Source organism: Pseudomonas sp. SDO52101_S400 (genome assembly GCF_054071635.1).
Window position 1 is genome coordinate 24,804 of record NZ_JBSVWF010000044.1, and the last position, 24,091, is coordinate 48,894.

General features: G+C 60.4%; 22 protein-coding genes. 8 read left to right on the forward strand and 14 right to left on the reverse strand.

All coding sequences use genetic code 11. From position 1 onward, the window contains the following. Nucleotides 1-159 precede the first annotated feature (159 nt). Entirely contained in the window at nt 160-963 is an 804-nt protein-coding gene (locus ACW9HX_RS20780) for a SirB1 family protein (protein ID WP_457382047.1), read from the forward strand. Between the two features lie 50 nt (nt 964-1,013). On the opposite strand, the gene ACW9HX_RS20785 is transcribed toward ACW9HX_RS20780, so the two are convergent. The 4 genes from ACW9HX_RS20785 to hmgA form a co-directional block, all read right to left on the reverse strand. Beyond that, nucleotides 1,014-2,384, reverse strand: coding sequence for an MFS transporter (locus tag ACW9HX_RS20785; RefSeq protein ID WP_457382048.1), 1,371 nt, complete (start codon nt 2,382-2,384; stop codon nt 1,014-1,016). A gap of 82 nt (nt 2,385-2,466) precedes the next feature. After that, nucleotides 2,467-3,105 (reverse strand): maleylacetoacetate isomerase, encoded by a 639-nt coding sequence (gene maiA, locus ACW9HX_RS20790; RefSeq protein ID WP_457382049.1) that lies wholly within the window; start codon nt 3,103-3,105, stop codon nt 2,467-2,469. A gap of 12 nt (nt 3,106-3,117) precedes the next feature. After that, on the reverse strand, nt 3,118-4,422 hold the full coding sequence (fahA, locus tag ACW9HX_RS20795; protein ID WP_457382050.1) for a fumarylacetoacetase: 1,305 nt from the start codon (nt 4,420-4,422) through the stop codon (nt 3,118-3,120). A gap of 3 nt (nt 4,423-4,425) precedes the next feature. Beyond that, nucleotides 4,426-5,721: a homogentisate 1,2-dioxygenase gene (hmgA, locus tag ACW9HX_RS20800; RefSeq protein ID WP_457382051.1), complete on the reverse strand. Its 1,296-nt coding sequence runs from the start codon at nt 5,719-5,721 to the stop codon at nt 4,426-4,428. 163 nt (nt 5,722-5,884) lie between these two features. Between hmgA and ACW9HX_RS20805 the strand changes: the two genes are divergently transcribed. Further along, nucleotides 5,885-6,667, forward strand: a complete 783-nt coding sequence (locus ACW9HX_RS20805) for an IclR family transcriptional regulator (RefSeq protein ID WP_457382052.1) — start codon at nt 5,885-5,887, stop codon at nt 6,665-6,667. A gap of 4 nt (nt 6,668-6,671) precedes the next feature. Here the strand turns inward: ACW9HX_RS20805 and ACW9HX_RS20810 are convergent, their stop codons facing one another. The 3 genes from ACW9HX_RS20810 to ACW9HX_RS20820 all read right to left on the reverse strand — a co-directional run bounded on the left by ACW9HX_RS20810 (nt 6,672) and on the right by ACW9HX_RS20820 (nt 12,540). Next, complete coding sequence (locus ACW9HX_RS20810) at nt 6,672-9,218, reverse strand: LuxR C-terminal-related transcriptional regulator (RefSeq protein ID WP_457382053.1); 2,547 nt, start codon at nt 9,216-9,218, stop codon at nt 6,672-6,674. A 137-nt stretch (nt 9,219-9,355) separates the two neighbouring features. Continuing rightward, nucleotides 9,356-10,723, reverse strand: coding sequence for a DUF1329 domain-containing protein (locus ACW9HX_RS20815; RefSeq protein WP_457382054.1), 1,368 nt, complete (start codon nt 10,721-10,723; stop codon nt 9,356-9,358). Between the two features lie 23 nt (nt 10,724-10,746). Beyond that, nucleotides 10,747-12,540 carry a DUF1302 domain-containing protein gene (locus tag ACW9HX_RS20820; RefSeq protein ID WP_457382055.1) on the reverse strand — a complete coding sequence of 598 codons (1,794 nt, stop codon included), beginning with the start codon at nt 12,538-12,540 and terminating at the stop codon, nt 10,747-10,749. A 702-nt stretch (nt 12,541-13,242) separates the two neighbouring features. On the opposite strand from ACW9HX_RS20820, the gene ACW9HX_RS20825 reads away from it, so the two are divergent. After that, nucleotides 13,243-15,369: an S-type pyocin domain-containing protein gene (locus tag ACW9HX_RS20825; RefSeq protein WP_457382056.1), complete on the forward strand. Its 2,127-nt coding sequence runs from the start codon at nt 13,243-13,245 to the stop codon at nt 15,367-15,369. Next, the gene (locus ACW9HX_RS20830) at nt 15,353-15,616 is read left to right on the forward strand and encodes a bacteriocin immunity protein (RefSeq protein WP_041475141.1); all 264 of its coding nucleotides are present in this window, start codon (nt 15,353-15,355) and stop codon (nt 15,614-15,616) included. Before ACW9HX_RS20825 ends, ACW9HX_RS20830 begins: the two co-directional genes overlap by 17 nt. Nucleotides 15,617-15,664: 48 nt before the next feature. Here the strand turns inward: ACW9HX_RS20830 and ACW9HX_RS20835 are convergent, their stop codons facing one another. From ACW9HX_RS20835 to ACW9HX_RS20855, 5 genes are all read right to left on the reverse strand, one after another. After that, nucleotides 15,665-16,576 carry an SDR family oxidoreductase gene (locus ACW9HX_RS20835; protein WP_457382057.1) on the reverse strand — a complete coding sequence of 304 codons (912 nt, stop codon included), beginning with the start codon at nt 16,574-16,576 and terminating at the stop codon, nt 15,665-15,667. A 152-nt stretch (nt 16,577-16,728) separates the two neighbouring features. Continuing rightward, nucleotides 16,729-17,631 (reverse strand): alpha/beta fold hydrolase, encoded by a 903-nt coding sequence (locus ACW9HX_RS20840; RefSeq protein WP_457382058.1) that lies wholly within the window; start codon nt 17,629-17,631, stop codon nt 16,729-16,731. Further along, nucleotides 17,631-18,413 (reverse strand): class II aldolase/adducin family protein, encoded by a 783-nt coding sequence (locus ACW9HX_RS20845; protein ID WP_085729651.1) that lies wholly within the window; start codon nt 18,411-18,413, stop codon nt 17,631-17,633. Before ACW9HX_RS20845 ends, ACW9HX_RS20840 begins: the two co-directional genes overlap by 1 nt. Nucleotides 18,414-18,544: 131 nt before the next feature. Beyond that, nucleotides 18,545-19,231, reverse strand: coding sequence for an LrgB family protein (locus ACW9HX_RS20850; RefSeq protein WP_192559802.1), 687 nt, complete (start codon nt 19,229-19,231; stop codon nt 18,545-18,547). Next, nucleotides 19,221-19,607 (reverse strand): CidA/LrgA family protein, encoded by a 387-nt coding sequence (locus ACW9HX_RS20855; protein WP_457382059.1) that lies wholly within the window; start codon nt 19,605-19,607, stop codon nt 19,221-19,223. The genes ACW9HX_RS20850 and ACW9HX_RS20855 overlap by 11 nt, the downstream gene beginning before the upstream one ends. Before the next feature lie 95 nt (nt 19,608-19,702). On the opposite strand from ACW9HX_RS20855, the gene ACW9HX_RS20860 reads away from it, so the two are divergent. Beyond that, the gene (locus ACW9HX_RS20860; RefSeq protein WP_457382060.1) at nt 19,703-20,590 is read left to right on the forward strand and encodes a LysR family transcriptional regulator; all 888 of its coding nucleotides are present in this window, start codon (nt 19,703-19,705) and stop codon (nt 20,588-20,590) included. On the opposite strand, the gene ACW9HX_RS20865 is transcribed toward ACW9HX_RS20860, so the two are convergent. After that, nucleotides 20,580-21,035: a flavodoxin gene (locus ACW9HX_RS20865; RefSeq protein WP_457382061.1), complete on the reverse strand. Its 456-nt coding sequence runs from the start codon at nt 21,033-21,035 to the stop codon at nt 20,580-20,582. The two genes, ACW9HX_RS20860 and ACW9HX_RS20865, sit on opposite strands and share 11 nt — an antisense overlap. A 152-nt stretch (nt 21,036-21,187) precedes the next feature. On the opposite strand from ACW9HX_RS20865, the gene ACW9HX_RS20870 reads away from it, so the two are divergent. Continuing rightward, on the forward strand, nt 21,188-21,664 hold the full coding sequence (locus tag ACW9HX_RS20870; RefSeq protein ID WP_457382062.1) for a PAS domain-containing protein: 477 nt from the start codon (nt 21,188-21,190) through the stop codon (nt 21,662-21,664). A gap of 54 nt (nt 21,665-21,718) precedes the next feature. Further along, nucleotides 21,719-22,324, forward strand: coding sequence for a hypothetical protein (locus ACW9HX_RS20875; RefSeq protein ID WP_457382063.1), 606 nt, complete (start codon nt 21,719-21,721; stop codon nt 22,322-22,324). Between the two features lie 3 nt (nt 22,325-22,327). Here the strand turns inward: ACW9HX_RS20875 and ACW9HX_RS20880 are convergent, their stop codons facing one another. Continuing rightward, on the reverse strand, nt 22,328-23,287 hold the full coding sequence (locus tag ACW9HX_RS20880; protein ID WP_457382064.1) for a MerR family transcriptional regulator: 960 nt from the start codon (nt 23,285-23,287) through the stop codon (nt 22,328-22,330). A 213-nt stretch (nt 23,288-23,500) separates the two neighbouring features. Between ACW9HX_RS20880 and ACW9HX_RS20885 the strand changes: the two genes are divergently transcribed. Then, nucleotides 23,501-24,070: an antibiotic biosynthesis monooxygenase gene (locus ACW9HX_RS20885; RefSeq protein WP_457382065.1), complete on the forward strand. Its 570-nt coding sequence runs from the start codon at nt 23,501-23,503 to the stop codon at nt 24,068-24,070. The last annotated feature ends 21 nt before the right edge of the window (nt 24,071-24,091 follow it).

Consider the following 24,091-nt stretch of genomic DNA (forward strand, 5'->3'; position numbering starts at 1 on the left):
TAGACGCCAGTATAGGCTTGCGCCCAAAAATTGCTGAAGCGCACCGGAATAAGGCCCGACAGCGACCAATGCAATGCGGCATAACCCGGTGGCAGAGCGGCGCGACACTGGACGAATGACAAAGACGGGGCTAAAACGAGGCATTCCCCGGAGATTTTGATGAGTCCGCGCCAACGTTTTTTCGACTGCCTGCACCGTTCACCGCCCGCGCTGTTCGAGGCGGCGTTGTGGATGGCTGCCGAGCATGACAAACACGTCGACCCCGAGGCGTTGTTGCAGGACTTCAAGGAGCTGCAACAGCGCGTCAGTTCAGGTTTGCCGCTGCTGCCGGTCAGTGAACTGGCGCAGCCGCTGTTGCGGCGGATGACCGACCTGGGCTTCGCGCAGGATGATTTCGTACCGTTGCGCCCGCAGGCGGCGATGGTCAACAAGGTGTTGCAGACTCGCCGTGGTCAACCACTGACCCTGGCGTTGATCGCGCTGGAACTGGCCCGAGGCCTGGAGATCCCGCTGGTGGGCGTTAACTTCCCCGGGCATTTCCTGCTGAAGGTGCCCGGGGCTGATCACTTGCTCGATCCGTGTGGTGGACGGCGCCTGTATCCGAACGATTGCCGCGAACTGCTGCACCGCCAATACGGCCACCAGATGCAACTCAACGCCGACCACCTGCTGACTGCCACTCCGCTGCAGATGCTACAGCGTCTGTCGCGCAACCTGCGCCAGTTGCACCTGACCCACGATGACTTCATCGCCGCGCTGATCGATGCCGAGCGTGTGCTCGAAATGGGCAATGCCAGCGCTGCCGACTACCTGGCTCGCGCCAGCCTGTACCAGCGTCTCGACTGCCCGAACGCCGAGCGTTTCGACCTGGAGCATGCGCTGCTGCTCAGTGACGACCCGATTCAGCGGCTTCGACTGACGGAGCGACTGGGGCATCTGCCGCCGAACTCAGTCGTCCACTGACGCCTTTGTGGGAGCGAGCCTGCTCGCGAATCAGCGACACGGTCTCTCTATCAAACCGCGTTATCGTTCTTCGCGAGCAGGCTCGCTCCCACAGGATTTTGCGCAAGCTGCGAAGGCGAACGCACCTGAATGATCAACAACGCCGCAATCACTGCCGGAATCGCGCAAAAGAAGAAAATCTGCTCCACCGGAATGTGCATCGCCAGCAACAGGCTGCCGAACAGCGGCCCGAGAATCGACCCGAAACGCCCTACTCCCAACGCCCAGCCGGTGCCGGTGGCGCGCACGTGCGCCGGGTAGAAGTTGCTGGCGAAAGCGTTAAGCGTCAGTTGCCCGCCAATGATGCAGAAGCCCGCCGCAAACACACAGGCCACCAGATAGCGCGGGCTGTCGTGATTCAGGCCCAGCAGAATTGTGCAGAGCGCCGCACCGGCCAGCACACCGGACAGCAGACGCACTTTGCTTTTCAAACGGTCGGCGAACCACGCCATGCAGATTGCGCCCAGCGTACCGGCGAACAGGAACATCGACGTCACCAGGTTCGCTTCGTTGAGTTTCAGGCCACTTTCCAGCAACAGCGACGGCAGCCAGCTGATCATGAAATACAGCAGGATCAGGCTGACGAAAAACGTCGCCCAGATCAGCAAGGTCGGGCGTGCATAACCGTTGCGGAACAACTCCACCACCGTCAGCTTGCTGCCCTGCTCGCGCTCGTTCTGCTCGACCGATGCCGCCGGCGGTTGCCAGTCCGGCAGCATTCGCGCGGTGACCTTGCGCAGCCGCGCATACGGTGGTGCATCGCGCAGCAGACGGGGCAAGGACTCGGGCAGCATCCACCAGAGAAACGGGAACAACAGCAACGGAGTGACACCGCCGGCGAGGAACACCGCTTGCCAGCCGAATCGGTCGATGAACCCGGCCGCGACAAAACCACCCGCCGCACCGCCGAAGGAAAAACCGCACGCCGCCAGCGTCACCATCAACGTACGCAGGCGCGGCGGTGAATATTCCGACATCAACGCCATGGCGCTGGGCATTGCGCCGCCCATGCCGATGCCGCAGATGAAGCGCGCGATCATCAGGGTATTCAGGGAGTCGGCAAACACCATCAGCACGGTGAGGCTGGCGTAGATCAGCACGCAGGCGAGCAGAATCCGTCGAACGCCGAAGCGGTCGGCCAGTGGCGTCACAGCGAGAGAGCCAAGCGTCAGGCCCAACAGGTTGGCGCTGAACACCGGGCCGAACGCGGACTTCTCCAGGCCCCAGTCCTGCGCCAGCGCCGGCACCACGTAACCAAGCACCTGGGCGTCATAGCCGTCGGTGACCAGCAACAAGGCGAGAAGAATCAGGAGCAACCACTGAAAGCGGGACACAGGACGGGCGTCGAGTGCCGCCCGGAAGCTGGCAATCTGGTTATGCATCGCAAGGTACCTGTTTTGTTCTTATGATTTTTTTGCGGGTAACCGGAATGGCTCCCGTGCACTGCACGGGAGCCATCAAATGCTACTTCGGCGTGTCCGGCTGATTCGCCGGATGTGCCGCAATGAACGCCGGATGCTCGGCAGCCAGAGCCGCCACCCGACGAATCCGTGGATAAGCCTCAAGCGAAACATTGAAACGCTCGGCCGCGTACAACTGAGGAATCAGGTACACGTCCGCCACGCACGGCCATTCGCCGAAACAGAAGCCGCTGTCGCCGATCAACTGCTCCACCGTCGCCAGCCCTTGGCTGATCCAGTGACCGATCCACTCGTTGACCTGCGGCTCGTCATGCCCCAACCCGCGCAGGCGATTGAGCACGCTGACGTTGTGCAACGGATGCACGTCGCAGCCAATCACCGCCGCCACGCCGCGCACCTGTGCACGGGCGACGAGGTCTTCGGGCAGCAACGGCACCTGTGGATAACGCTCCTCCAGGTACTCGATGATCGCCGGCGACTGAATCAGCAACTTGCCGTCGTCAGTGCGCAGCGCCGGCACCCGCCCCTGCGGATTGATCGCCAGGTATGCCGGTTGCCGATGCTCGCCACCGGGCGGGGCGATCAGGTTGACCGGCAACGCCTGGTAGTCGAGCCCCTTGAGCGCCAGGGCAATGCGCACCCGGTAGGACGAAGTGGAACGGTAGTAGGTATAGAGATCCATGAACCGCTCCTGTCAGCGCGCCGCCAGCACGGTGCCTCGGCATTCGCCGAAACCGATCGAGGCAAAACCGTCGCGGGCGCAACGGGCGCGCAGGATGATTTCGTCGCCATCTTCGAGGAATTTGCGCACTTCGCCGGACGCCAGTTCGATCGGCTTTTTACCGCCCTCGGTGATTTCCAGTAGGCTGCCGAACTGGCCGCTTTCAGGGCCGGACAAGGTGCCCGAACCGAACAGGTCACCAGCCTGCAACTGGCAACCGTTGACGCTGTGGTGCGCAACCATTTGCGCGACGGTCCAGTACATGTAGCGGGTGTTGCTCAGGGTCAGGCGATGGGCCGGCAGATTCTGCTCGCGCATCTTCTCGGTAAGCAGCAGCACTTCCAGCTCGATGTCGAAACCACCACCCTCCTGATCGCGTTTGTCGAGCAGGTACGGCAGCGGCTGCGGATCGCCTTGCGGACGCGTCGGTTGCGCGGTGCGGAACGGCGCCAGCGCTTCGGCGGTCACCACCCACGGCGAAACACTGGTGATGAAGCTCTTGGACAGGAACGGCCCCAGCGGCTGGTATTCCCAGGCCTGGATATCACGGGCCGACCAGTCGTTGAGCAGGCAGAAACCGGCGATGTGTTCAGCGGCGTCACCGATGGCGATCGACTCGCCCATCTCGTTGCCCTGACCGATCCAGATCCCCAGTTCCAGCTCATAATCCAGCCGCGCGCACGGGCCAAAAGTCGGCTCGGTAGCACCGGCCGGCAGGGTCTGGCCTTTCGGACGGCGCACGTCGGCGCCAGAGGCACGCACGGTGGAGGCACGACCGTGGTAGCCGATCGGCACGTGTTTGTAGTTCGGCAGCAGCGGGTTGTCCGGACGGAACAGTTTGCCGACGTTCTGCGCGTGCTCGATGCCAACGTAGAAGTCGGTGTAGTCACTGATGCGTGCCGGCAGGTGCATCTGGCAATCGGCGGCCAGTGGCAGCAGTTTCGCCCCTTGAGCTTCAACGTTGCCACGATGGGTGCTGCCTTCGCTGAACAGTTCCAGCAGACGTTCACGCAAGGCAACACGAGCGTCGCGGCCGAGTTCGAAGAAGGCGTTCAACTGACCGCCGTGCATGGCTTCAACCGCACTGCGCGCGACGCCATCGAACAGCCCGGCCTCCAGCGCCACTTGCAGATCGAAGATGTGCTCGCCAATCGCCACACCCGCGCGCGGCGCCGAGCCGTTGATGCTGAACACGCCCAGCGGCAGGTTCTGCAGCGGGAAATCGGTGTGGCCGTTGGCCGAAGCGACCCAACTGCGGGTGATGGAATTCTGAGTCATGGGTTATCTCCGGGTCGGGTCGAACGTGGCGGGCAGCGTGGACCAGCAGGCGTCGTAAGTGGATTGCAGTTGCGGGCAGTCGAGGGCGAAGCGGCTTGGGCGCAGCACCTGGCTGGTCTCGAACATGAAGGCCATGGTGTTGTCGATCTTCGCCGGTTTCAGGTCCGCGTTGATGGCTTTGGTGCAGGTCTCGCCGTCCGGGCCGTGGGCGCTCATGCAGCTGTGCAGCGACGCGCCGCCGGGCACGAAGCCCTCGGCCTTGGCGTCGTATTCGCCCTGGATCAGGCCCATGAATTCGTTCATCAGGTTGCGGTGGAACCACGGCGGACGGAAGGTGTTCTCGGCGACCATCCAGCGCGGCGGGAAGATCACGAAATCGAGGTTAGCCAGACCGTGGACGCTGGTCGGCGACGTCAGCACAGTGAAGATCGATGGATCCGGGTGATCGAAACTGACGGTGCCGATGGTGTTGAAACGACGCAGGTCATATTTGTACGGCACGTTATTGCCGTGCCAGGCGACCACGTTCAGCGGCGAGTGATTGAGTTCGGTGCCCCACAACTGGCCGAGGAATTTCTGCACCAGGGTGGTCGGTTGCTGCAGGTTTTCATAGGCGGCGACCGGGGTCAGGAAGTCCCGCGGATTGGCCAGGCCGTTGCTGCCGATCGGTCCCAGATCCGGCAGGCGCAACGGCGCGCCGTGGTTCTCGGCGATGTAGCCACGTGCCTGCGGGTCGAGCAGTTCGACGCGGAACTTCAGCCCGCGTGGCAGCACGGCGATCTCCAGCGGCGCGACTTCAAGTACACCCAGTTCGGTCGCAATGCGCAGCCGACCCAGTTGCGGCACCAGCAGCAACTCGCCATCGGCGTTGAAGAAAACGCGCTCCATCGAACGGTTGGCGCAATAGTGATAGATGCTGATGCCGGCTGGCTTTTCGGCAGCGGAGTTGGCCGCCATGCTGACCAGGCCGTCGATGAAGTCGGTCGGTTCGGCCGGGATCTCCAGCGGGTTCCAGCGCAACCGATTGGGGGTGACTTCACCCAACGGACCGCCCGCCAGTTGCCGCTCCAGTTTGACGAATGCCGGGTGATTGGCCGACGGCTGGATCCGGTACATCCAGGTGCGCCGCGCTTCGCTGCGGGTCATGGTGAATGCGGTGCCGGAGAACAGTTCGGTGTACAGACCGTAAGGTGCTTTCTGCGGGGAGTTCTGACCGACAGGCAGTGCGCCGGGCAACGCTTCGGAGCTGAATTCGTTGCCGAAACCGGACTGGTAAGCCAGGGCTGAATCGAGGTTCATGGAGCCTCCTGAACAGGGAGTCGGCATGGCCGGACGCTCTGGATCAGAGGTCTTGGCACGCCGGGGTTATTTTTATCGTAATTCAATTACGCATAACGTAATTTGCTCGCTATCCAGCGTCAAGCTATAAAGACGCCCATTCGTTCCGGGACACGGCAGCACCATGGAAAAAACCAGCGACAGCAACGGCAAACAGAAAGTCCGCTCCGCCGAAGTCGGCACCGACATCCTCAAGGCCCTGGCCGAGTTGTCGCCGTCCACTTCGCTGTCGCGTCTGGCCGAACATGTGCAGATGCCGGCGAGCAAGGTGCACCGTTATCTGCAGGCGTTGATCGCCAGCGGCTTCGCCGAACAGAACGCCGCCACCAACCACTATGGCCTGGGCCGTGAAGCGCTGCGCGTGGGCCTGGCCGCACTCAACAGTATGGACGTGCTGAAAGTCGCCGCCCTGCCACTGTCAGAGCTGCGCGACGAACTCAACGAAACCTGCTTTTTGGCGGTCTGGGGCAATCAGGGCGCAACCGTGGTGCACATCGAACCGGCGGTGCGCGCGGTGACGGTGGTGACGCAACTGGGCTCGGTGTTGCCGCTGCTCAGCTCTTCCACCGGACTGGTCTTCGGCGCGTACCTGCCGCACCGCGAAACTGACGAATTGCGCGAACAGGAAATATCCAGCGACGGCCATCCGCTGGCGGACGAAAAGGCCTATGCAGCGTTGTGCGAACAGATCCGCGAACGCGGTCTGCATCATGTCCACGGCTTGCTGATGCCCGGTGTCGATGCCCTGTCGGCACCGGTGTTCAACGCCCTCGGGCAGATCGCTGCAGTGTTGACCATCGTCGGCCCGACGTCACTGTTCCACGCCGACGAAAACGGCCCGGCGGCGCAGCGGTTACTGGCTGCGACGCGGGCTGTGAGTTGGCGGATGGGGTATCAGCCAGCCTGAATGTTCATTGGCATAAACCGAGCGTTCTCGCCCGCGCTACGGCGTGAGTTCTGCGCTCGACACCCAGTTTCGCGTGAATCCGCCGGACATGCGTTTTGACTGTGTGCAACGAGATGAACAACGTGTCCGCAATTTGCTGATTGGAGCTTCCCGATGCGATCAACCCAAGCACCTGTGATTCTCTGAAACTCAGTGAACCTTCGTTTTCCCCGTCCTCAATAAGTGGAGCAGCCTGCGTTGAGCCGGGGCATACATTCAGCGCTTTCTCATCAAACTTCATCGATAAACGCTGCAAGTTGAAATGATTGACCAATGTTCGCCCGTGGTCGAAGTAACTCCGGGCAGATACAGGATCATCCAGCGTCCAGGCCACCTCGCTCACTGCCAATAGCAACTCGGCTTCAAGCCCAATCATCCGGCTGGCGTGAGCCTGCTCGATCAAACGCTGCAAACATGCCATTGGCTGGTGCGCCTGCCGCAACCGGGTTTCGGCCAGGATCAGCAAACACTCGATGCGCGGAATCAACTCCAATGTCGCCGGCGGGGCCTGTCGCGCACACGGGCCACGATAGTGTCTGAGTACACGACTCAACGCCTCGCGAGCCAGTTCGGGTCTTCCTTGCTGCAGCCAGAACTCACTGCTGACCTGAAGCAAAGCCCCACGATAAACCGTGTCCGGAATCTGCCGCTGTTGCATCAATCGTTCGGCATCGCGCAAACGCATGAATGCCTGGGCGAAATCGCCCTGATCGGCAGCCAGCTGCGCCTGACCGATGAAGCCGTAGAGCACTCGTTTATCAAAGCTGCGCAGACAGTCATCGAGTCCTTGTTGAAAGAACCCGGCCGCTCGCTCCTGCTGCCCCATGCTCAGCGCCAGTCGTCCCCGGCGCAGAGCAATCCGGCCGAGCAACGGCGTCGGTCGTTCACCAGACGGATCCAGCATCTGACAGAAGTCGGCCAGCACCCCTTCGGCGCGGGCAGGCGCACCTCGCTGCTCCAGCAATTGGGCGTGGTCGAGTTCAAGCAAGCCCTCGAACAACAGCGAGTTCTGCGCCCGCGCCAGGCACAACGCCTCGCGATTGATCGAGTGCGCCAGTTCCAGCTCACCGCACAGCAGAGCCTGCTGAGTGCGTCCCGATAAACACAGAAGCCGCACCGGCCAGGCGTCCGGCGCCAGATCCTGCAACGCTTGCTCAAAATGTTCGCGCGCAGCGTCCATCCATCCTTGCAAGTGCAACAACCACCCTTGCTGAGCCTGCCACCGTGCGATCAGTTGTCGCTGTGCATCCGCCGACGGTGGCGGCAGGAACCGCGACAGCTGGCCGATACACTCACCGGCCTGTTCGAAACGCCCGGCGAACAACAGCGCAGCCGTGATCAACCCGACCAGTTGCGCAGAACCCAGCAACAGTTCCTCGCCGCGTTGTTCATAAAGACGCAGCAACAGCACGACCGTCTGTTCCTCGAACAGATGCTCGAAACTGAAGTGTTGCAACAGGCTCACCGCAACCTCGTACTCTTCGGCCAGCAACGCCTGCTCAAAGGCGCATTTCCAATGCTGTCCGGCGGCAAACCACTGACAGGCCCGGCGATGCCAGGAACGTCCGGCAGGCCAGGGTTCGTCACGCATCAAGCGCGACAGCGGGGCACATACCTGCAACCAGTCCGGAGTTCCTCGCCAGGGTTCGATAAAGCATCCCAGCGTTTGCAGAGTACGCATCCATTGCGCCCCGTCCCCGACACCGAACAGGTGATCGCAAAGGCTGGCATTGAAGCGCGGCAAGTGCGCCAGCACGCGCCAGGCCTCGGCCAGTTCCGGACTCAAGCCGCTGAACAGTTCGTGTTGCAGGTAGTCGAGCAAGGTGTCCATGCGTTGCTGTGGCAAGGTCTTTTGCGACCAGTCGCATTTTTGCATCAACAGCATCCGCACCCCGGCACACCAGCCGCCGCTGCGCTGAAAGATGCGCCCCGCCACGCTGTCGGCCTGGGCGGGAGGCAAGTGACACAGTACTTGTGCGATTTCGTCCCGGGTCAATGCCAACGCCGCGCCTTCACATTGGTACAAGGCATCGTCGAGCAGCAGGCGCGGCCAGTTGCAGGTCGGACGCCGCCGAGTGCCGATCCACCAAGTCAGGGCCGGACTGCTGACCGCCAGCATTCGGTCGAGCAAGGCATCCAGCGCAGGCTCCGGGTATCGACAGTAATCATCGATCAACACCCAGGTCACACAAGACCGCCGCGCCAGTTCGTAAAGCAGCGACGCCTCGTCCGAGGCGGTCAGCCCCAGCGCTTGCGCGAGCCATTCGCAAAGTTCGCCAGTGCTCAAGGATGCACCTGCCAGCGGCAACCAGCATACGGTGCAATTGACGGGTGCCTGCAGCAGACATTCGGTAAGCAACGCGGTTTTGCCGCTGCCGGGCGGCGCGCAGATCAGTTTGACCCGGGCCGCAGAGTCGAGCAGTGCCTCGCAAAGGCGCGGACGCGGCAGGTGATGGGAAGACAGTCTCGGAAAAAAATCCGGTCTATCCAGACAGGGGTTCATGGCGGTCATCGGGTGCGCCTTTTTATCGTTGTACGCTCACCCTAGCCCTCTCCCCGATGCTTGTTGACGAGTATTCAGTACGCTGATTGGTGCCCATAAAAAAGGCGACCAACCGGTCGCCTTTTGTCCCGCGGGTGTATCCCCCCCTACCGGACGCCCTCGGCGCGCAGGGCCGAAGGCGTAAAGTCGGCAGCCTTGGCTTCGAAGCCGAATTCGAAGCTGTGCTTCTCCTCGTTCTTCATGCCCAGAGCAATGTAGCGACCGGCGATGATGTCGTAGAGCGCTTCCAGCGTGTAAGCCTGGGCCTGGTGATCGTAGTAATACTGGGCATGCCCCTCGGCCACTCGCCACAACTGTCCGCGACCGTCGTAGTGATCGGCCAGCGCCACTTGCCAGCTGTCTTCATCGATGTACATGTGGCGCTTGGCGTAGATGTGGCGCTCGCTCGGTTTGACCGTGCCGATCACCTCCCAGACCCGGTGCAGTTCGTAACGGGTCAGGTCCTGATTGATGTGCCCGGCCTTGACGATGTCGTCGTACTTGAGCTTCGGCGAATCGAGTTTGTAGCTGTTGTACGGGATGTACATTTCCTTTTTGCCGATCAGCTTCCAGTCGTAACGATCCGGGGCACCGGAGAACATGTCGAAGTTGTCCGAAGTGCGCAGGCCATCGGCGGCGGTACCCGGACCGTCGTAGGCGACTTGCGGCGCACGGCGAACCCGGCGCTGGCCGGCGTTGTAGATCCACGCCAGGCGCGGTTCCTTCACCTGATCGAGGGTTTCATGCACCAGCAACACGTTGCCGGCCAGCCGTGCCGGGGCGGTCACCGACTGCTTGAAGAAGGTCAGCACGTTGGCGGCCTGCTCCGGGTCCAGTTCCTTCATCAGTTGCGGTACGGCAATCTCTTCCTCGAAGCGGATCGGTGTGTAGCTGCCGTTGGTTTGCGGGGTGACCTGGGTGATGATCCGGCGCAGGTTGCCACCGTGGTAACGGGTGATGTGGTTCCACAGCACCTCGACGCCGTTCTTTGGAATCGGGAATGCGTAGTAGCGATTGCCGGTGAAATTGGCCAGGCCGTTGCCGTCGTTGATCGAGGTCACGTTCAGCGCACTGCGTTTGGCCGACTCATAGATTTCCGGTGGCACAGCGACGGTGCGGTGGGTCGGGTAGACCGGAATCCTATAGGTTTCGGGGTAGCGTTTGAACATCGCCACCTGGCCTTCGGAGAGCTTGGCCTTGTACTGGTCGACGTTGGCCGCGGTGATGGTGAACAGGGGTTTTTCACTGGCGAACGGGTCGGCGAGAAAGCCCTTGCTGTCCACCGCCCCGGCGTTTTTCGGGATACCTCCGGTCCAGGCCGGAATCGAGCCGTCGGCGTTCCCCGCCTTCTCCGCGCCCAGCGGCGTCAGGCTGGTGCCGAGTTTTTCGGCCTCCTGCGGCGACACCGCCGCGATCACGTTGGCGGCCAGCAGACTCAGGGCCAGGACACCGCATTGCAGAATCATCTTGCGCATTGATTTCATCCTTCTCGGGCAGATCAGAAGTTCACGCCGAAGCTCAGGGCCACGAAGTCACGGTCGGTGAGGACGTTGTAATCGCCGCCAAAAAAATCGGTGTAACTGAGGCTCGCGGTGTAGGTGTTGCGGTAGTCGGCATCGACGCCGACGCTGATCGCCTTGGCGCCTTCGTTGAACAGCCCGTTGGGGCCATAACCGGAGACGTCGTGGGACCAGGACAGGTTCGGCTTGAGGTTGATCCCGCCGATCACGTTGGCGTAGTCGAGGATGGCCCGGGCGCGATAGCCCCAGGAGGTCGAGGTGACGAAACCGCCGGTGTCGCCGCCGAAACCGTACTGGCCGTACACCGAATCGCGGCCGTAACGCAGCTTGTTGCGCGACTCCAGACCGCCGACCCGGACCACCGCCGCCTCGCCGACCACGGTCAGGCGTTCGGCGCCCAGCACCTGATCGAAGAAGTGCGTGAGGGTGCTCTGCAGCTGCGTCACTTCCTTGCGCCGATAACCCTTGTTGTCGGCACCCGGCGAAGTGCTCAATGGCGACGCAGCACCACCGGCAATCGGATTGAGCAATGCCAGCGTCAGGTCATTGGTGTTGACCTGCACCGGGGCGTTGGGCCGGTAGCTGAGCTCACCGGTCCACGCAGTGCCGGTAGGCAATGTGGTGGCGAAACTCGCGCCATACAGACGGATGTCTTCCGGGTATTCGAGGTAGTACTGACCTCGCCCGAGCATCACGCTTTGCGCCAGTCCCGAACCGCTGCCGGGAGCGAGGCGATTGGCGATCCCGACCATGCCCGGCAGTGCCGCCAGGGTCGACAGGCCGGCCGTGGTGGTGCCCACCGTGGGCGTGCGGCTGTGGTAGTTCATGAAGTACAGGCCGTATTCGGTATCGTCGCCGAGCCAGCGCAACGCCGTACCCCACTGCCCGGAATCCCGTGCATCACGGTCACCGCCACGGGGCACGACTACGCCTTCGCGAGTGACCTGGATGGGTTGCCCGAAGGCCGCGGCCAACGGCGCTAGCGGCGCAATGGCCGGACTGCCAACGGTGTAGCCGTTGTTGCAACCATCCGCGGCCACATCGACTCCGAAGAAGGTGCCGCAGTTATCGAGAACAGTCTGGTCCCACTCCAGTTGATAGAAGCCCTCGACCGAAAGTTTGTCCGTCAGGCTTTGCGAGCCGAACAACATGTTCACCGGAATCAGACCTTCCTTGATCTCCGCGCCGGGCCGGCGGAATGCCGAGACGTCGATCGGGTTGATGCTGTTGATCGAGTTGCCTATGAAGGTACTTTCACCCCAGCTCACCACCTGCTTGCCCGCACGCACGGTGCCCGGCAGATCGGCGATGGAGTAGTTGTGATAGACGAACGCATCGAGTATCTGCCCGCCGGAAGACTTGGCGCCTTCCTTGCGGCCCTTGTCGCTGATGGGCTTGAACTCGCGGTCCTCGTCCTTGAGTTCGAAGTCGTACCAATACTTGCCACGCACGAACACACCGGTGTCGCCGTACTTCAACTCAAGATCGTGGATGCCCTTGAAGATCTTGGAAAAGGTCTCGCCCTTCTTGAAGTTCAGGCGCCCGTCATCACCGGTCGAAGACTGCCCTCTACCGCCATTGACCGTGCCGACCAGCGACTTGTCCGCATCGCGCATGCCCCAGCTCGCGCCGACCGACAGTGATGAGTCGAACGTGCCTTCGATTTCTCCGATATTGAAATCGACCGCCTGGGCCTGGGCACAGCAACCCAAGGCGACCGCAGCGGCCAGCGCCTGCGGTTTGAAGATGGCGCGCATTGTTGTTTTTGTCATGCGTCTTCCCCGGTGAGTGACAGAAGGCCCCACCCTACTGCCGCCAAACGGGGACGATAAGCGCACCAAGGAGGTATTCGCGCTGTCGCTCGAAAGGATGAATCCCCCTCTGTACCGGGGCTTGGCGCCGCTTATCGACAGGCTGGATGACTTACGATCAATGGATCGCATGATGACCACTTTGCGACACCGCACTGTTGCATGCCCCGTAACAGTGCATGTCCGGAATCGCTATTTTTCCTTTGGCCTCAGACGCTTATTCTGAGCGGGCTTTCACGGCAGACCGCCACGAAGCACAAAGTCCGAGACCGAGTCGTCGGCAACCGATTTCTGATGGAGTGAAGTGTTTTTCGCTCCATCGCCCCCGGTGTTCACTGACGTTGATTTGTAGCTCCTTGATCCAACGTCTTACCTTGGCCGCTGCGTTTGCAGCGGCCTTTTTTATGGGCGCTGGTTTATCGCGCCGAGTCAGCAATCAGTCACTCCCCTCGCCACTGTCAGATATTTCCTGAATCTATTTCGGAAACTTCCTTAGTTAAATAACGAAGAACTTTACTTCGTTAACTATCAACGAATCTTCTGCCGCCCCCTTCTGTAACTGCCTACAGGACTCTCAGACTCGTCACCGACGTTTCCCCTGTAACTTCAAATGACAGAACAACTCATCACTTTCAGACAACGCACATTCAAAAGGATATGAATATGCAAAGGCCTCCTGCATGGGAGCTGACCGAAGCTGTACACACGACAGCACCAGCGCCTCCCGGCTACAACCCGTTACCCGCAACTACATTTGATGTCAGCAGTAGCGGCGCCTTTCAACGGCCGCCTGCGTTTGCGGGCAACGTACATATCGTGAAAGGCACCACTCAAGTGCTGGATCAGGAGTTTCAGGTTCGATCCAGTCAACTTGCACAAACCCTCGAACATGAACTTGCCGCCGCCCGACTTGAAGTTTCAACCCACCCTCTGCCTCCTGCCGAAGCGATCATTCGCGAGCTTGGGGTTCGCAATACGCTGATGGCGCGCAAGACGGCCGAGTTTCATCGCCAGACCGCGCTGGGCAACACGTTTTATGGCGGGGATCCTCTGAATCGGCCGCTGAACGATTTCACTGCGCGGGCGCGAACGATGGAGCGCCCTCTCAAGCCAGATGGCATTGCCTTTCAGACCTGGTCGTTCTCATACCGGGCCGCTCACGAAGCGAGGCTGTTGTCGCAATCGTTGCAGATGCTCAACCAGCAGCAAGTCAATGTGCTCAACTGGCTGGCGACCGTTCAGGCCAACGAACAAGCGCGAATCGCCGCCGAGCAACAAGCGCAGAGAGCCGCTGCCGAACTGGCGCGGATCAATGAGCAGGCACGACTTGATGCGCTGGCAGAAGCTGCGCGACTGCAAAAAGAACAGCAGGAAACTCAGGCTCGTGAACAGGCGCGCCTCTCAGCGCTGGCTGAAGCGCAACGGCTGGCAAATGAGCAGGCACAAATCGCCGCCGAAGTCGCCGCGCAGCAGATTGCTGCCGAGCAGGCACGTCTGCAAGCGCAAGCCGATGTTCAGCGCCGCATTGAAGAGCGCCGGCAGCTGGCTGAAAAAACACGGCAGGAAAAACAGCAGAAAGCGCTGCGAAAGGCACAGAAAAAACGCCGCAAGAAAGCGCGCAAGACCGCCAGGGAGCAAGCCCGACGGCAAGCAGAAAACGCCCTGAGCGGACAATCCACGGTCTTTGCCAATACTGGATCAATGGCCGCATTCGGCCCCACCTTTACCGGGCCGCTCGGTGTTTTTGGCAACAATCCGGCAACCACGCTGGCACTCAGAACATCGCTGCGAACGGCGGTGTCCCTGGCGCTGGCGGCCATCTCCGCAGCGGCTGCGCCGGTGATAGTCGGGTTCGCCGCTTTGCTCGTTCCCTCGGAACTGGGCAACGGCGACCTGTTTGCTGCAAGTGTCCCGCTATCAGAACTGGCGCCTGATTTGGACACCGACCTGTACGAACTGGCGACGACCGGCGGTGAAGTCGATCTGCCGGTCAGGCTTGGCTCCAGAACGTTCGGTAACACAGTCGAAGTTGTCGTCGTCAGCACCGATGGCGTGACAGTCCCCAGCAAAGTGCCTGTGGTACTCGCACGCTTTGACGTACAGAAAAACACTTACATTTCCACTGCTAATGCAAGCGACTCCAAAGGCCCTGTCGTCACTTGGACGCCGTTGGTAAAACCGCTGAATCCTTCGACAGATTTGCCAGTCGCCGACACAGACTTGCCGAACTACGAAGGCGCCGATGTCACGCCTGACAGCGGACGGATCGATCCATTTCCTCAGCTTGATCAGTATGGGTTTGATGGGTTGGTTACGGTTTTCCCGATCGACTCTGGAATACCGCCGATTTTCACGATGTTTCGGGATCGGCGGCAGGATCCCGGTATCGCCAGTGGGATAGGGCAAACGGTTTCAGGCAATTGGTTGGGAACAGCTGCGACGCAGCAAGGTGCGCCGATTCCGACGCAAATTGCGGATAAGCTCAGAGGTAGGGAGTTTTCGAGTTTCAGGGCATTTCGCAAGGCGTTTTGGAAGGCGGTAGGGAATGATCAAGCGTTGTTTGAACAATTCACCACTTTCAGTAAATTTGACATAAAAAAGGGTCTCTCACCAACAGCTCCCAGGTCAGAACAAGTGGGTGGAAAAACAAAACTGGATATACATCATGTCGTACCTATCGCTGAAGGTGGTTCGGTTTACGATCTAGACAATCTTCGTGTATTAACTCCAAAACGACACATTGAAACCCATTCCGAAATGAGAAAACAAAAAAATGAAATTCAAGAATAAATTTGAGGAATATACGGAAGCCGAATATGTAGCACTTATTAATCGGCTGGTCGAAGGTGATTACTCGTCAGAAAAAGAGCATGACGCTATCGTCGACAACATTGTAAAAACCTCGGAGCACCCAAATGGAACGGACGTTCTTTACTACCCGGAAGAGGGTACGGACGACAGTCCGGCAGGAGTTTTAGAAACCATCAAGGCTTGGCGCGCTGCCAACGGAAAACCCGGATTTAAAAACGAAGAATAGAAAGCAAACAACGAGCAGGCAACTCATGCCTGCTCGTCTCTTTATGTATTACAACGAATACTTCTGCAAATTCCCCATCATTTCCTTCAGCGCCTCGATATTGTCCTTCGGATGCGCCGCCCCTTCGAAATCACAAATCTGCTGCCAGTGCGCCGCCACATCTTCCGGTGAGAACCCCACACGCGGATCGAACCCGGCACCCAGGCTGCGCTCCCAGCGCACCTTGCCCATCCAGCCGCCGCCGACTTCGAACAGGCCCGAGGTTTCCTGGCATTGCTCGCTGGCCAGGTACACCACCAGCGGGCTGACCAGTTCCGGTTTGAGTTGTTCGAACACTTGCGGCGGGATCAGGCCTTCGGTCATGCGCGTGCCGCCGGTGGGGGCGATGGCGTTGACCAGAATGTTGTTCTTGCGACCTTCGATGGCCAGGGTGCGGGTCAGGCCATAGAGACCAAGTTTGGCCATGCCGTAGTTGGACTGGCCGAAGTTGCCGTAGATGCCCGAGGTCGACGCGGTGAAGATCACCCGGCCGTAGTTTTGCTCGCGCAGGTGTGGCCATGCAGCGCGGGTCACCTTGTAGGCGCCTTCGACGTGGACGCGGTAGACCAGATCCCAGTCGGCGTCTTCCATCTTGTGGAAAGTCTTGTCGCGCAGGATCCCGGCGTTGTTGACCACCACGTCGACGCGGCCGAATACATCGAGGGCATTCTGCACCAGTTTGTCACCGTCGGTGACCGAGTCATGGTTGGCCTCGGCGATACCGCCGGCCTCACGGATTTCCGCTACCACGCGGTCGGCGGCCGAAGCGTTGGCGCCTTCGCCCTGGGTCGAGCCGCCGAGGTCGTTGACCAGCACCCTGGCGCCCTGCTTGGCGAACAGCAAAGCGTGAGCGCGCCCCAGGCCACCGCCGGCTCCGCTGACGATCACGACTTTATCTTCGAAACGCACAGACTCATTCATCGGGGCAACTCCAGCAGGCCTGAGGGACAGTGTCCCTGAGTGTCAGGCACAGAGCGTGCGGTCACAACGAACACGGCTGAGGCTGAATGGTGCACGATAAGGCTGGAGGATGATGAAACCGTGCGGAGGCGCAAAGCACCTCCGCCCTGCCATCAGGAACACGCCACCTTGCGCGGCGGCAACACGAAGTGATCGCGAAATTCTAGGTAGTACTTGAGCACCTGTACCGGCGCCTCGCTTTGCGGGTAATGACCGATGCCTGGCAACAGCACGGTGTCCGCGTCGGGAATCAGCTCGCGATAACGCTCGACCATGTGCGCACCGGAAATCGGATCGACTTCGCCATCGATCACCCGCAGCGGCACCTCGCCGCGCTGCATCGCCGCGACCCAACGATCACGCTGCACCCGGCGTTCGGGAATGTAGGTGATCAGCTTGTGCATGATTCGCGGCCCGCGGTTGCACTCGATCAGGCTCCAGAAATCATCCATTTCACTTTCACTGGGCCGGGTGTCCGGGCCGAAGATCTGATGGAAGCTTTTCACCAGCGCATCGCGGGTGAACGCTCGACCGATCATCCAGCCCAACGGGCTGAGCAACAGTTTTTGCGCCAGCAACGGCCGATGGGTTTCCGGGAACAGACCACCGTTGAGGAACACGCAACTGGCAACTTCGATAAGGTCATCGTAATGCCGGGCCAGCAGTTCCTGGGCAACGCTGTCGCCATAGTCATGGGCGAGGATATGCACCGGTTGCTCGACCTGAAGATGCGCGAGCAACGCCTGTTGCAGATCGGCCTGCTCCAGCAGGCTGTAGGTGTGGTTAAGCGGTTTGGCCGAGTCGCCGAAACCGAGCATGTCGCAGGCGATCACCCGAAATCGCTGGGACAGCGGCTGCCACAGGTAATGCCAGTCCCAACTGGCCGTCGGGAAGCCATGGATCAGCAGCAGCGGTTCGCCCTGTCCGGCCGTCCAGAAGCGGATCGACTGGCCACGGAACACAAAGCTCTGGCTACGTTTGCGCCAGGCACTCAGAGGAATCTCGGCGAGAGGCATTAGAGTTTATACCCCGGGTCTTGTTTATCGAGTTTGCGCAGCAGCGCCGGCCAGGCCAGCGCGCCACCCATGCCTTGAGCACTTTTGGTGACACCGGCGATCATCGCCTTGGCGCCCGCCAGAATCTGCGGTTCGATGGCGATCAACTCGGCACCGCCGGTTTGCGCCATGACCTGGATGTCACAGGCACGCTGAAAGGTGAACATCATCAGGAACGTGTCGGCGATGGTTCCGCCGCAGGTCAGCAAGCCGTGGTTGTGCAGCATCAGGAAATTGTTTTCGCCGAGGTCGGCCTGCAACCGGGCTTTCTCTTCATGATTGAGCGCCACGCCTTCATAAGCGTGAAAGGCCAGGCTCGACAGCACGAACAATGATTGCTGACTGATCGGCAACACGCCCTGCTTCTGTGCCGACACCGCAACACCGGAAGCGGTGTGGGTATGCAGCACGCAGGCCACGTCATGTCGCACTTCGTGGACGGCACTGTGAATGGTGTAACCGGCAGGGTTGATCTCGTAGGGGCTGTCCATGAGTTTGTTGCCGGCCTGGTCGACTTTCACCAGGCTGGATGCGGTGATTTCATGGAACATCAGGCCGAACGGGTTGATCAGGAAATCTTCAGTGCCAGGTACTTTGGCCGAAATGTGGGTGAAGATCAGATCGTCCCAGCCATGCAGGGCGACCAGTCGATAGCAGGCCGCGAGATCGACCCGGGTCTGCCACTCCGCAGCACTGACCTGGTCTTTGACATTCAAGGAAGAAGGGACGGGGGCTACGCTCACTGTATGCACCTCTGTTTTTGTTTTTTTCGGCAGGTGTCAGCAGTCTAGTCAGCCCCGGGGGATCGCGTAGTTGCATTGGCAGCCAGCTTGATGACTGAGCGGGTCAGCTACGCAAACCGCTTGGATCCATGTCAAAGCAACGACGCCAACAAAGGCGCGGCGAACAGATTGAGCAGCCCGGTGAGCACCATGACCAGGCCCGCCACCGAACCTTCTTCGCCCCCCACTTCATGGGCGCGACTCACGCCGGCACCATGCGCGCCGACGCCAAACAGGGCGCCGCGCGCCAGGGCACTGCGCAGCGGCAGCCACTTGAGCAGCACCCCGCCCAGCATTGCGCCGAACACACCGGTGAACATCACGAACACCGCCGTCAGTTCCGGCACGCCGCCCAGATCCTGCGCCAGCGGCATGGCAAACGGCGTGGTGATCGAGCGCGGCACCAGTGACAGCGTCACCGAACTGTCCAGCGCCAGGGCCCTGGCCAGGCCAAACGAAGTCGCAATCGACGCCGTACTGCCGGCCAGCATGCCCAGCAGCAACGCAGACCAGTGACGCACCAGAAGACGCCGCTGTTGCCAGATCGGCACCGCAAACGCGACGGTGACCGGGCCGAGCACCAGCATCAACCAATGGGTGTTGCTGGAGTACTCCGCATAAGCGGTATGCAGCGGCACGGCGAGGGCCAGCAACAACGCGGGGACCAGAATCAGTGGCGACAACACGTAGCGCCCGGTCCGGCGATACAGCCAGCGACTGAACAGGTAAGCCAGCAGCGTGAACGCCAGCCAGAACATCGGCATCAGTTCAAGCTTCATGTGACCGCCTCAGGCGCACGGCCATTTCCACGGTGAACGCGGTCACCAGCATTACCATCAGCGTACTGGCGGCGATCACCAACAGAATTCGCCAGCCGTCATCACGCAGCAATGCTCCGTAATCCAGCAGGCTCATCAGGGCCGGAATGAAGAACAGCAGCATCTCGGCCATCAGCAGTCCCGCGCCCATTTGCAACGCCGCCGGCTTGACCCAGCCGAATGCAAAAGCCAGCAGCAGCAACGCCATGCCGATCACGCCACCGGGAATCGGCCAGGCCAGCCACGCAGCCAGCTGGCAGCCGAGCAGATAGAGACCGAGCAGCACGGCCAGTTCGGTCAGCAGGCGAGAGAGATATTTGAGTGTCGAGGCTTTCATGGGCGGGCTCCTTTCAGGGGCCTATTTTACGAACCGGACTACCATCCCAGAAGCGAATTGTTAGACTCAAAGCCATTCCAATCTGGAATCAGGCCATGGAATTCAAACAGCTCAAAACCTTCGTCGAAGTCATGCATCAGGGCGGTTTCACTCAGGCGGCAAAAACCCTGCACATCAGTCAGTCCGCCGTGAGCAAGCAGATCGCTCAGCTCGAACAGAGCCTGGGCACGCCGCTGCTCGAACGACTGGGCTCGCAGTTGCGCCTGACCGCCGCCGGCAGCGTGGTGCTGCAACGGGCCGAAGGCATGCTGCGCTTGCGTCATGAATTACTCAGTGAACTGGATGACCTCAGTCATCTGGCGCGCGGCGAGTTGCGTCTCGGTTTGCCCTTGCTGGGCAGCGATGCGCTGTTTGCCGGGCTGTTCGCCGAATACCGACGGCGTTACCCGAACATCAGCGTGCAGTTGCTCGAAGGTGGCAGCCGCAATATCGAACAGGCCGTATTGAGTGGTGAACTGGAACTGGGTGGCAGCCTGCGGCCGAAAGACCCACAGTTCGACTTCCAGCCATTCTGCGATGAACCGCTCGATGCGCTGCTGCCGTTGGATCACCCATTGGCGACCAAGGGCGAGATCGCTCTGGAGGAACTGGCCGACACGCCTTTCCTTTTGTATCAGCGCAGTTTCGTGCTCAACGATCGTTTGCTTCAGGCGTGCCAGCAGGTGGGCTTCACCCCGAAAGAAGGTGGCCGTAGCGGCCAGGCGGATTTTCTCGCGGCACTGGTGGCCGCCGGGCAAGGCGTGGTGCTGCTGCCGAGCGTGGTGGCCCGCGGGCTGGTGCGGCCAGGCGTGGTGCGCCTGACCTTGAACGCGCCGGATTACCTGCGCTGGGACATCGCTTTCATCTGGCGCCGAGGCGCCTATCTGTCGAAGGCCGCACAGGCGTGGCTTGCGCTGTTGCGTGAGCGTGGGATCAGCCCTTGAGCACTGCGATCAACTGTTCCAGCCAAGGCTCGGCGTCGGTTTCCGGGGTAACGCTTTCGCTGGCGTCGATGCGCAGCATGTCCTGAACTTCACGCACACCAAGCTCGCCGAACAGCTCACGCATCTGCTCGCCGCCGCCGCAGAAGGTATCGCCGTAGCTGGCGTCGCCCAATGCGATCACCGCGCCGGGCAAACCACGCCAGGCCGCCGGCAGTTGATCGCGGATGGCCGAATATAAAGGTTGCAGGTTGTCCGGCAGCTCGCCCATGCCGGTGGTCGAGGTCACGGCGAGCAAGGCTTCCGGGCCAAAGGCCTGGAGGTCGGCGAGGCTGGCACGCGAGTTGTAGAAGGTTTCAAAACCGGCGGCTTTCAACAGACTCTGGGCGTGGCGGGCGACTTCTTCGGCCGTGCCGTACACCGAGCCGGAGAGGATGGCGACTTTCATCAATCTGATCCTGAAACTGAAAAAAAGAGCGGCGATAGTAACAGCCACCGACGCAATGTTGCGATTGGCTCTCGATAAGCGCTGGTGGCCAGTAGACAGCGCCGATTGATCTTCTAGAATGCCTGCCACCGACAAGCTGAAAGGATTCAAAGATGATCAATGCCAGCCTGCTGCAGATGGTGATCGACGCGTCGAACGATGGAATCGTGGTGGCTGAACGAGAAGGTAAAGAGGACAACATCCTGATTTACGTGAACCCGGCTTTCGAACGTCTGACGGGCTACACCAGTGAAGAGATTCTGTATCAGGACTGCCGTTTTCTACAGGCCGGTGACCGCGATCAGGAAAACCTGACCGTGATCCGTGAGGCGTTGCGCAGCAACGGTTCGTGCCGTGAAATCATCCGCAACTACCGCAAGGACGGCACGCCGTTCTGGAACGAGCTGTCGCTGTCGACGGTAAAAAACGCTGACGATGGACAGACTTACTTCGTCGGCGTGCAAAAGGACGTGACCGTTCAGGTCAAGGCGCAGCAGCGGGTGGCGCAGCTGGAAGCCCAGGTTGCGGCACTCCAGGCAGAGCTCGCAGCCCTGAAAGCGACGAACGGCGTAAACAAAACAGCGAACTAACTGTCATTAACTACAATCACCAATGACTTTGTAATTATTTATTTCGAGTTAGCCATGCAACGCGACGCCCTCCTGACCCAGGATGAGCTGGATTTTATCCAGACCATGCAACACAACCCGCAGCTCAATGTGCGGGATGCGACGTCGAGCCTGCTGGTCAATGGTGGTTCGCAAATCCGTGATTTGCTCACGCGCCTGGCGGCCCATGAGCAAGTCACCATCCAGGCCAACTTCGAAAATCAGCAGATGACCTTTCCGTTGCATCTGGTGGAAGACGAATTCCACGCCCTGCATCTGCGCCTGGGTGTACCGAGCATTTATGAAGATGGGCCGATGGTGCGTCCATGGCGTCTGGCCCTTGAAGAACCGGTAGCTCTGGAGAATGCCAAGGGCCAACCGGGCACGCTGTGGGTTCACGAGGTTTCGCACAAAGGCGTGTTGCTGGAAGTGCGCAACAAGACCAAGCCACCGAAGCATTTCGCCCTGTGGTTCAGCCCTTCAGGCTATGAGCGGATTTCCCTGCGCGGCACCTTCGAACGGGAAACCGAAAGTGGTTTCTACGCCTACGACTTGAGCCAGAGCGACGCCGACGAGACCGAGCGCCTGCGCCAGTTCATCCTTCAGCAACATCGTCTGACTCACCCTGCCCTGCACACCTGAGCCTCAGGTATCCAGCGTCCCCGCGAGAAACTGGTTCAGGCGCTGGCGCATCGTCGCCCCTTCATTGCCCAGACAGCCCACCGATGAACCGGCCAGACTGTCTTGCGCCAGATCCGCTGCGTCACCGGCCAGCAACAGCTGACAGTCAAGACTCAGCGCCAGACGATTCAGCCGTCGGGGTAATTCCGCAGTCGGCGCATGGTTGGAAAACAGTACCAGCGCCTGGGGTTTGATCCTTTCGCAGACCAGCGTCAGCTCATCGAACGGCTGGCCAGTGGTCAACACCCGTACTCCCGCATCGTGCTCACTGAGAAACAGCGCGGCCACCAACAACTCAAGTTCACGGCACTGTCCGGCCAGGGCGCTGACAATCACCTTGCGCGGTTGCGAGCCTCGCAACATGACGATGCGCTGCAGCACGCGCGCTCTCAGGAAACCGTCGAAGAACAGCCATTCACTGGTTTGCCCGAATGAATCCTGGCGCTGCAACATCTTCAGCCACAGCGGCATCAGGATGTCCTGAAACACCGCGGGCAACGCATAAGAAGAGAAAATCTGCCCGTAGACCCGATCCAGTTCCTGGTCATCGAAAGAACTGACCGCCCGCTGAATCTGCTCCTGCCATTGCAGGTAGTCGGCCTGCACCATGTCATCGGGAATGAAGTGCGCCAAAGCCTTCATCGGTTCTGTCTTGGCCAGGATCTTGCCAACCTTGCTCACGGCCACGCCCCGATCGATCCAGTCGACGATGCTGCGAACGCGCTCGATATCGGTCATCGAATACAACCGGTGCCCACTTTCGGTGCGTGTCGGCTGGATCAGGCCATAACGACGCTCCCATGCGCGCAACGTAACGGGGTTCACGCCGGTAAGGCGCGCCACTTCACGTATCGGGAAAAGCTCCTCGCGCTCAAGCGCAACAGATGCCTGCAAAGCAGGGCGAACGTCAGTAATGACAGGCATGTGTGCGGACGCGTCCTAGTAAGCAAAATTGGATCCCATTCTAACTCTGATCCCCCATCTCGATTCAAGCGATGAAATGGGACGAACGTCTCTGGTTTCGTCACAATAATCAGGAATAATCCTTGCTTGTCGAAAAGCGCAGCCCTCTACCCCGGCGCTGCGTCAGGCGAAGTTCTTACCCGGAACGACGCACATGTAATACGGAGATATACAATGTCTACTTCCCCCGTCACGCTGATGGTCGCGCGTCGCGTCGCCGATGGCCGCTATCAGGACCTGATCGCCTGGCTGCGCGAAGGCGAACAACTGGCCACCGACTTTCCCGGCTACCTGGGTTCTGGCGTACTGGCTCCGCCTCCCGGCGACGATGAGTTTCAGATCATTTTCCGCTTTGTCGATGAACTAACCCTGCACGCCTGGGAGCACTCGGCCTCGCGCACCGCGTGGCTGGTCCGTGGCAGTGATCTGTTTGCCCATCCGACCGAACATCGGGTCAGCGGCATCGAAGGCTGGTTCGGTGCAGCCGGCGTGCGACCTGCGCGCTGGAAACAGGCCGTAGCCATCTGGTTGGCGTTCTTCCCGGTGTCCCTGCTGTTCAATTTCGTGCTGGGCCCGCTGCTCGGTGAAATGAGCCTGTTGCCTCGCGTGTTCATCAGCACGCTATGCCTGACACCGCTGATGGTCTATTTTTTCATTCCTCTGTCGACACGACTGCTGGCCGGCTGGCTCAACAGTTCCCCGGCCCGTCCACTGCCTGGCGCAGCGTCCACGCAAAATCGCTGAAACCATCGCTCGCGTCGCTGT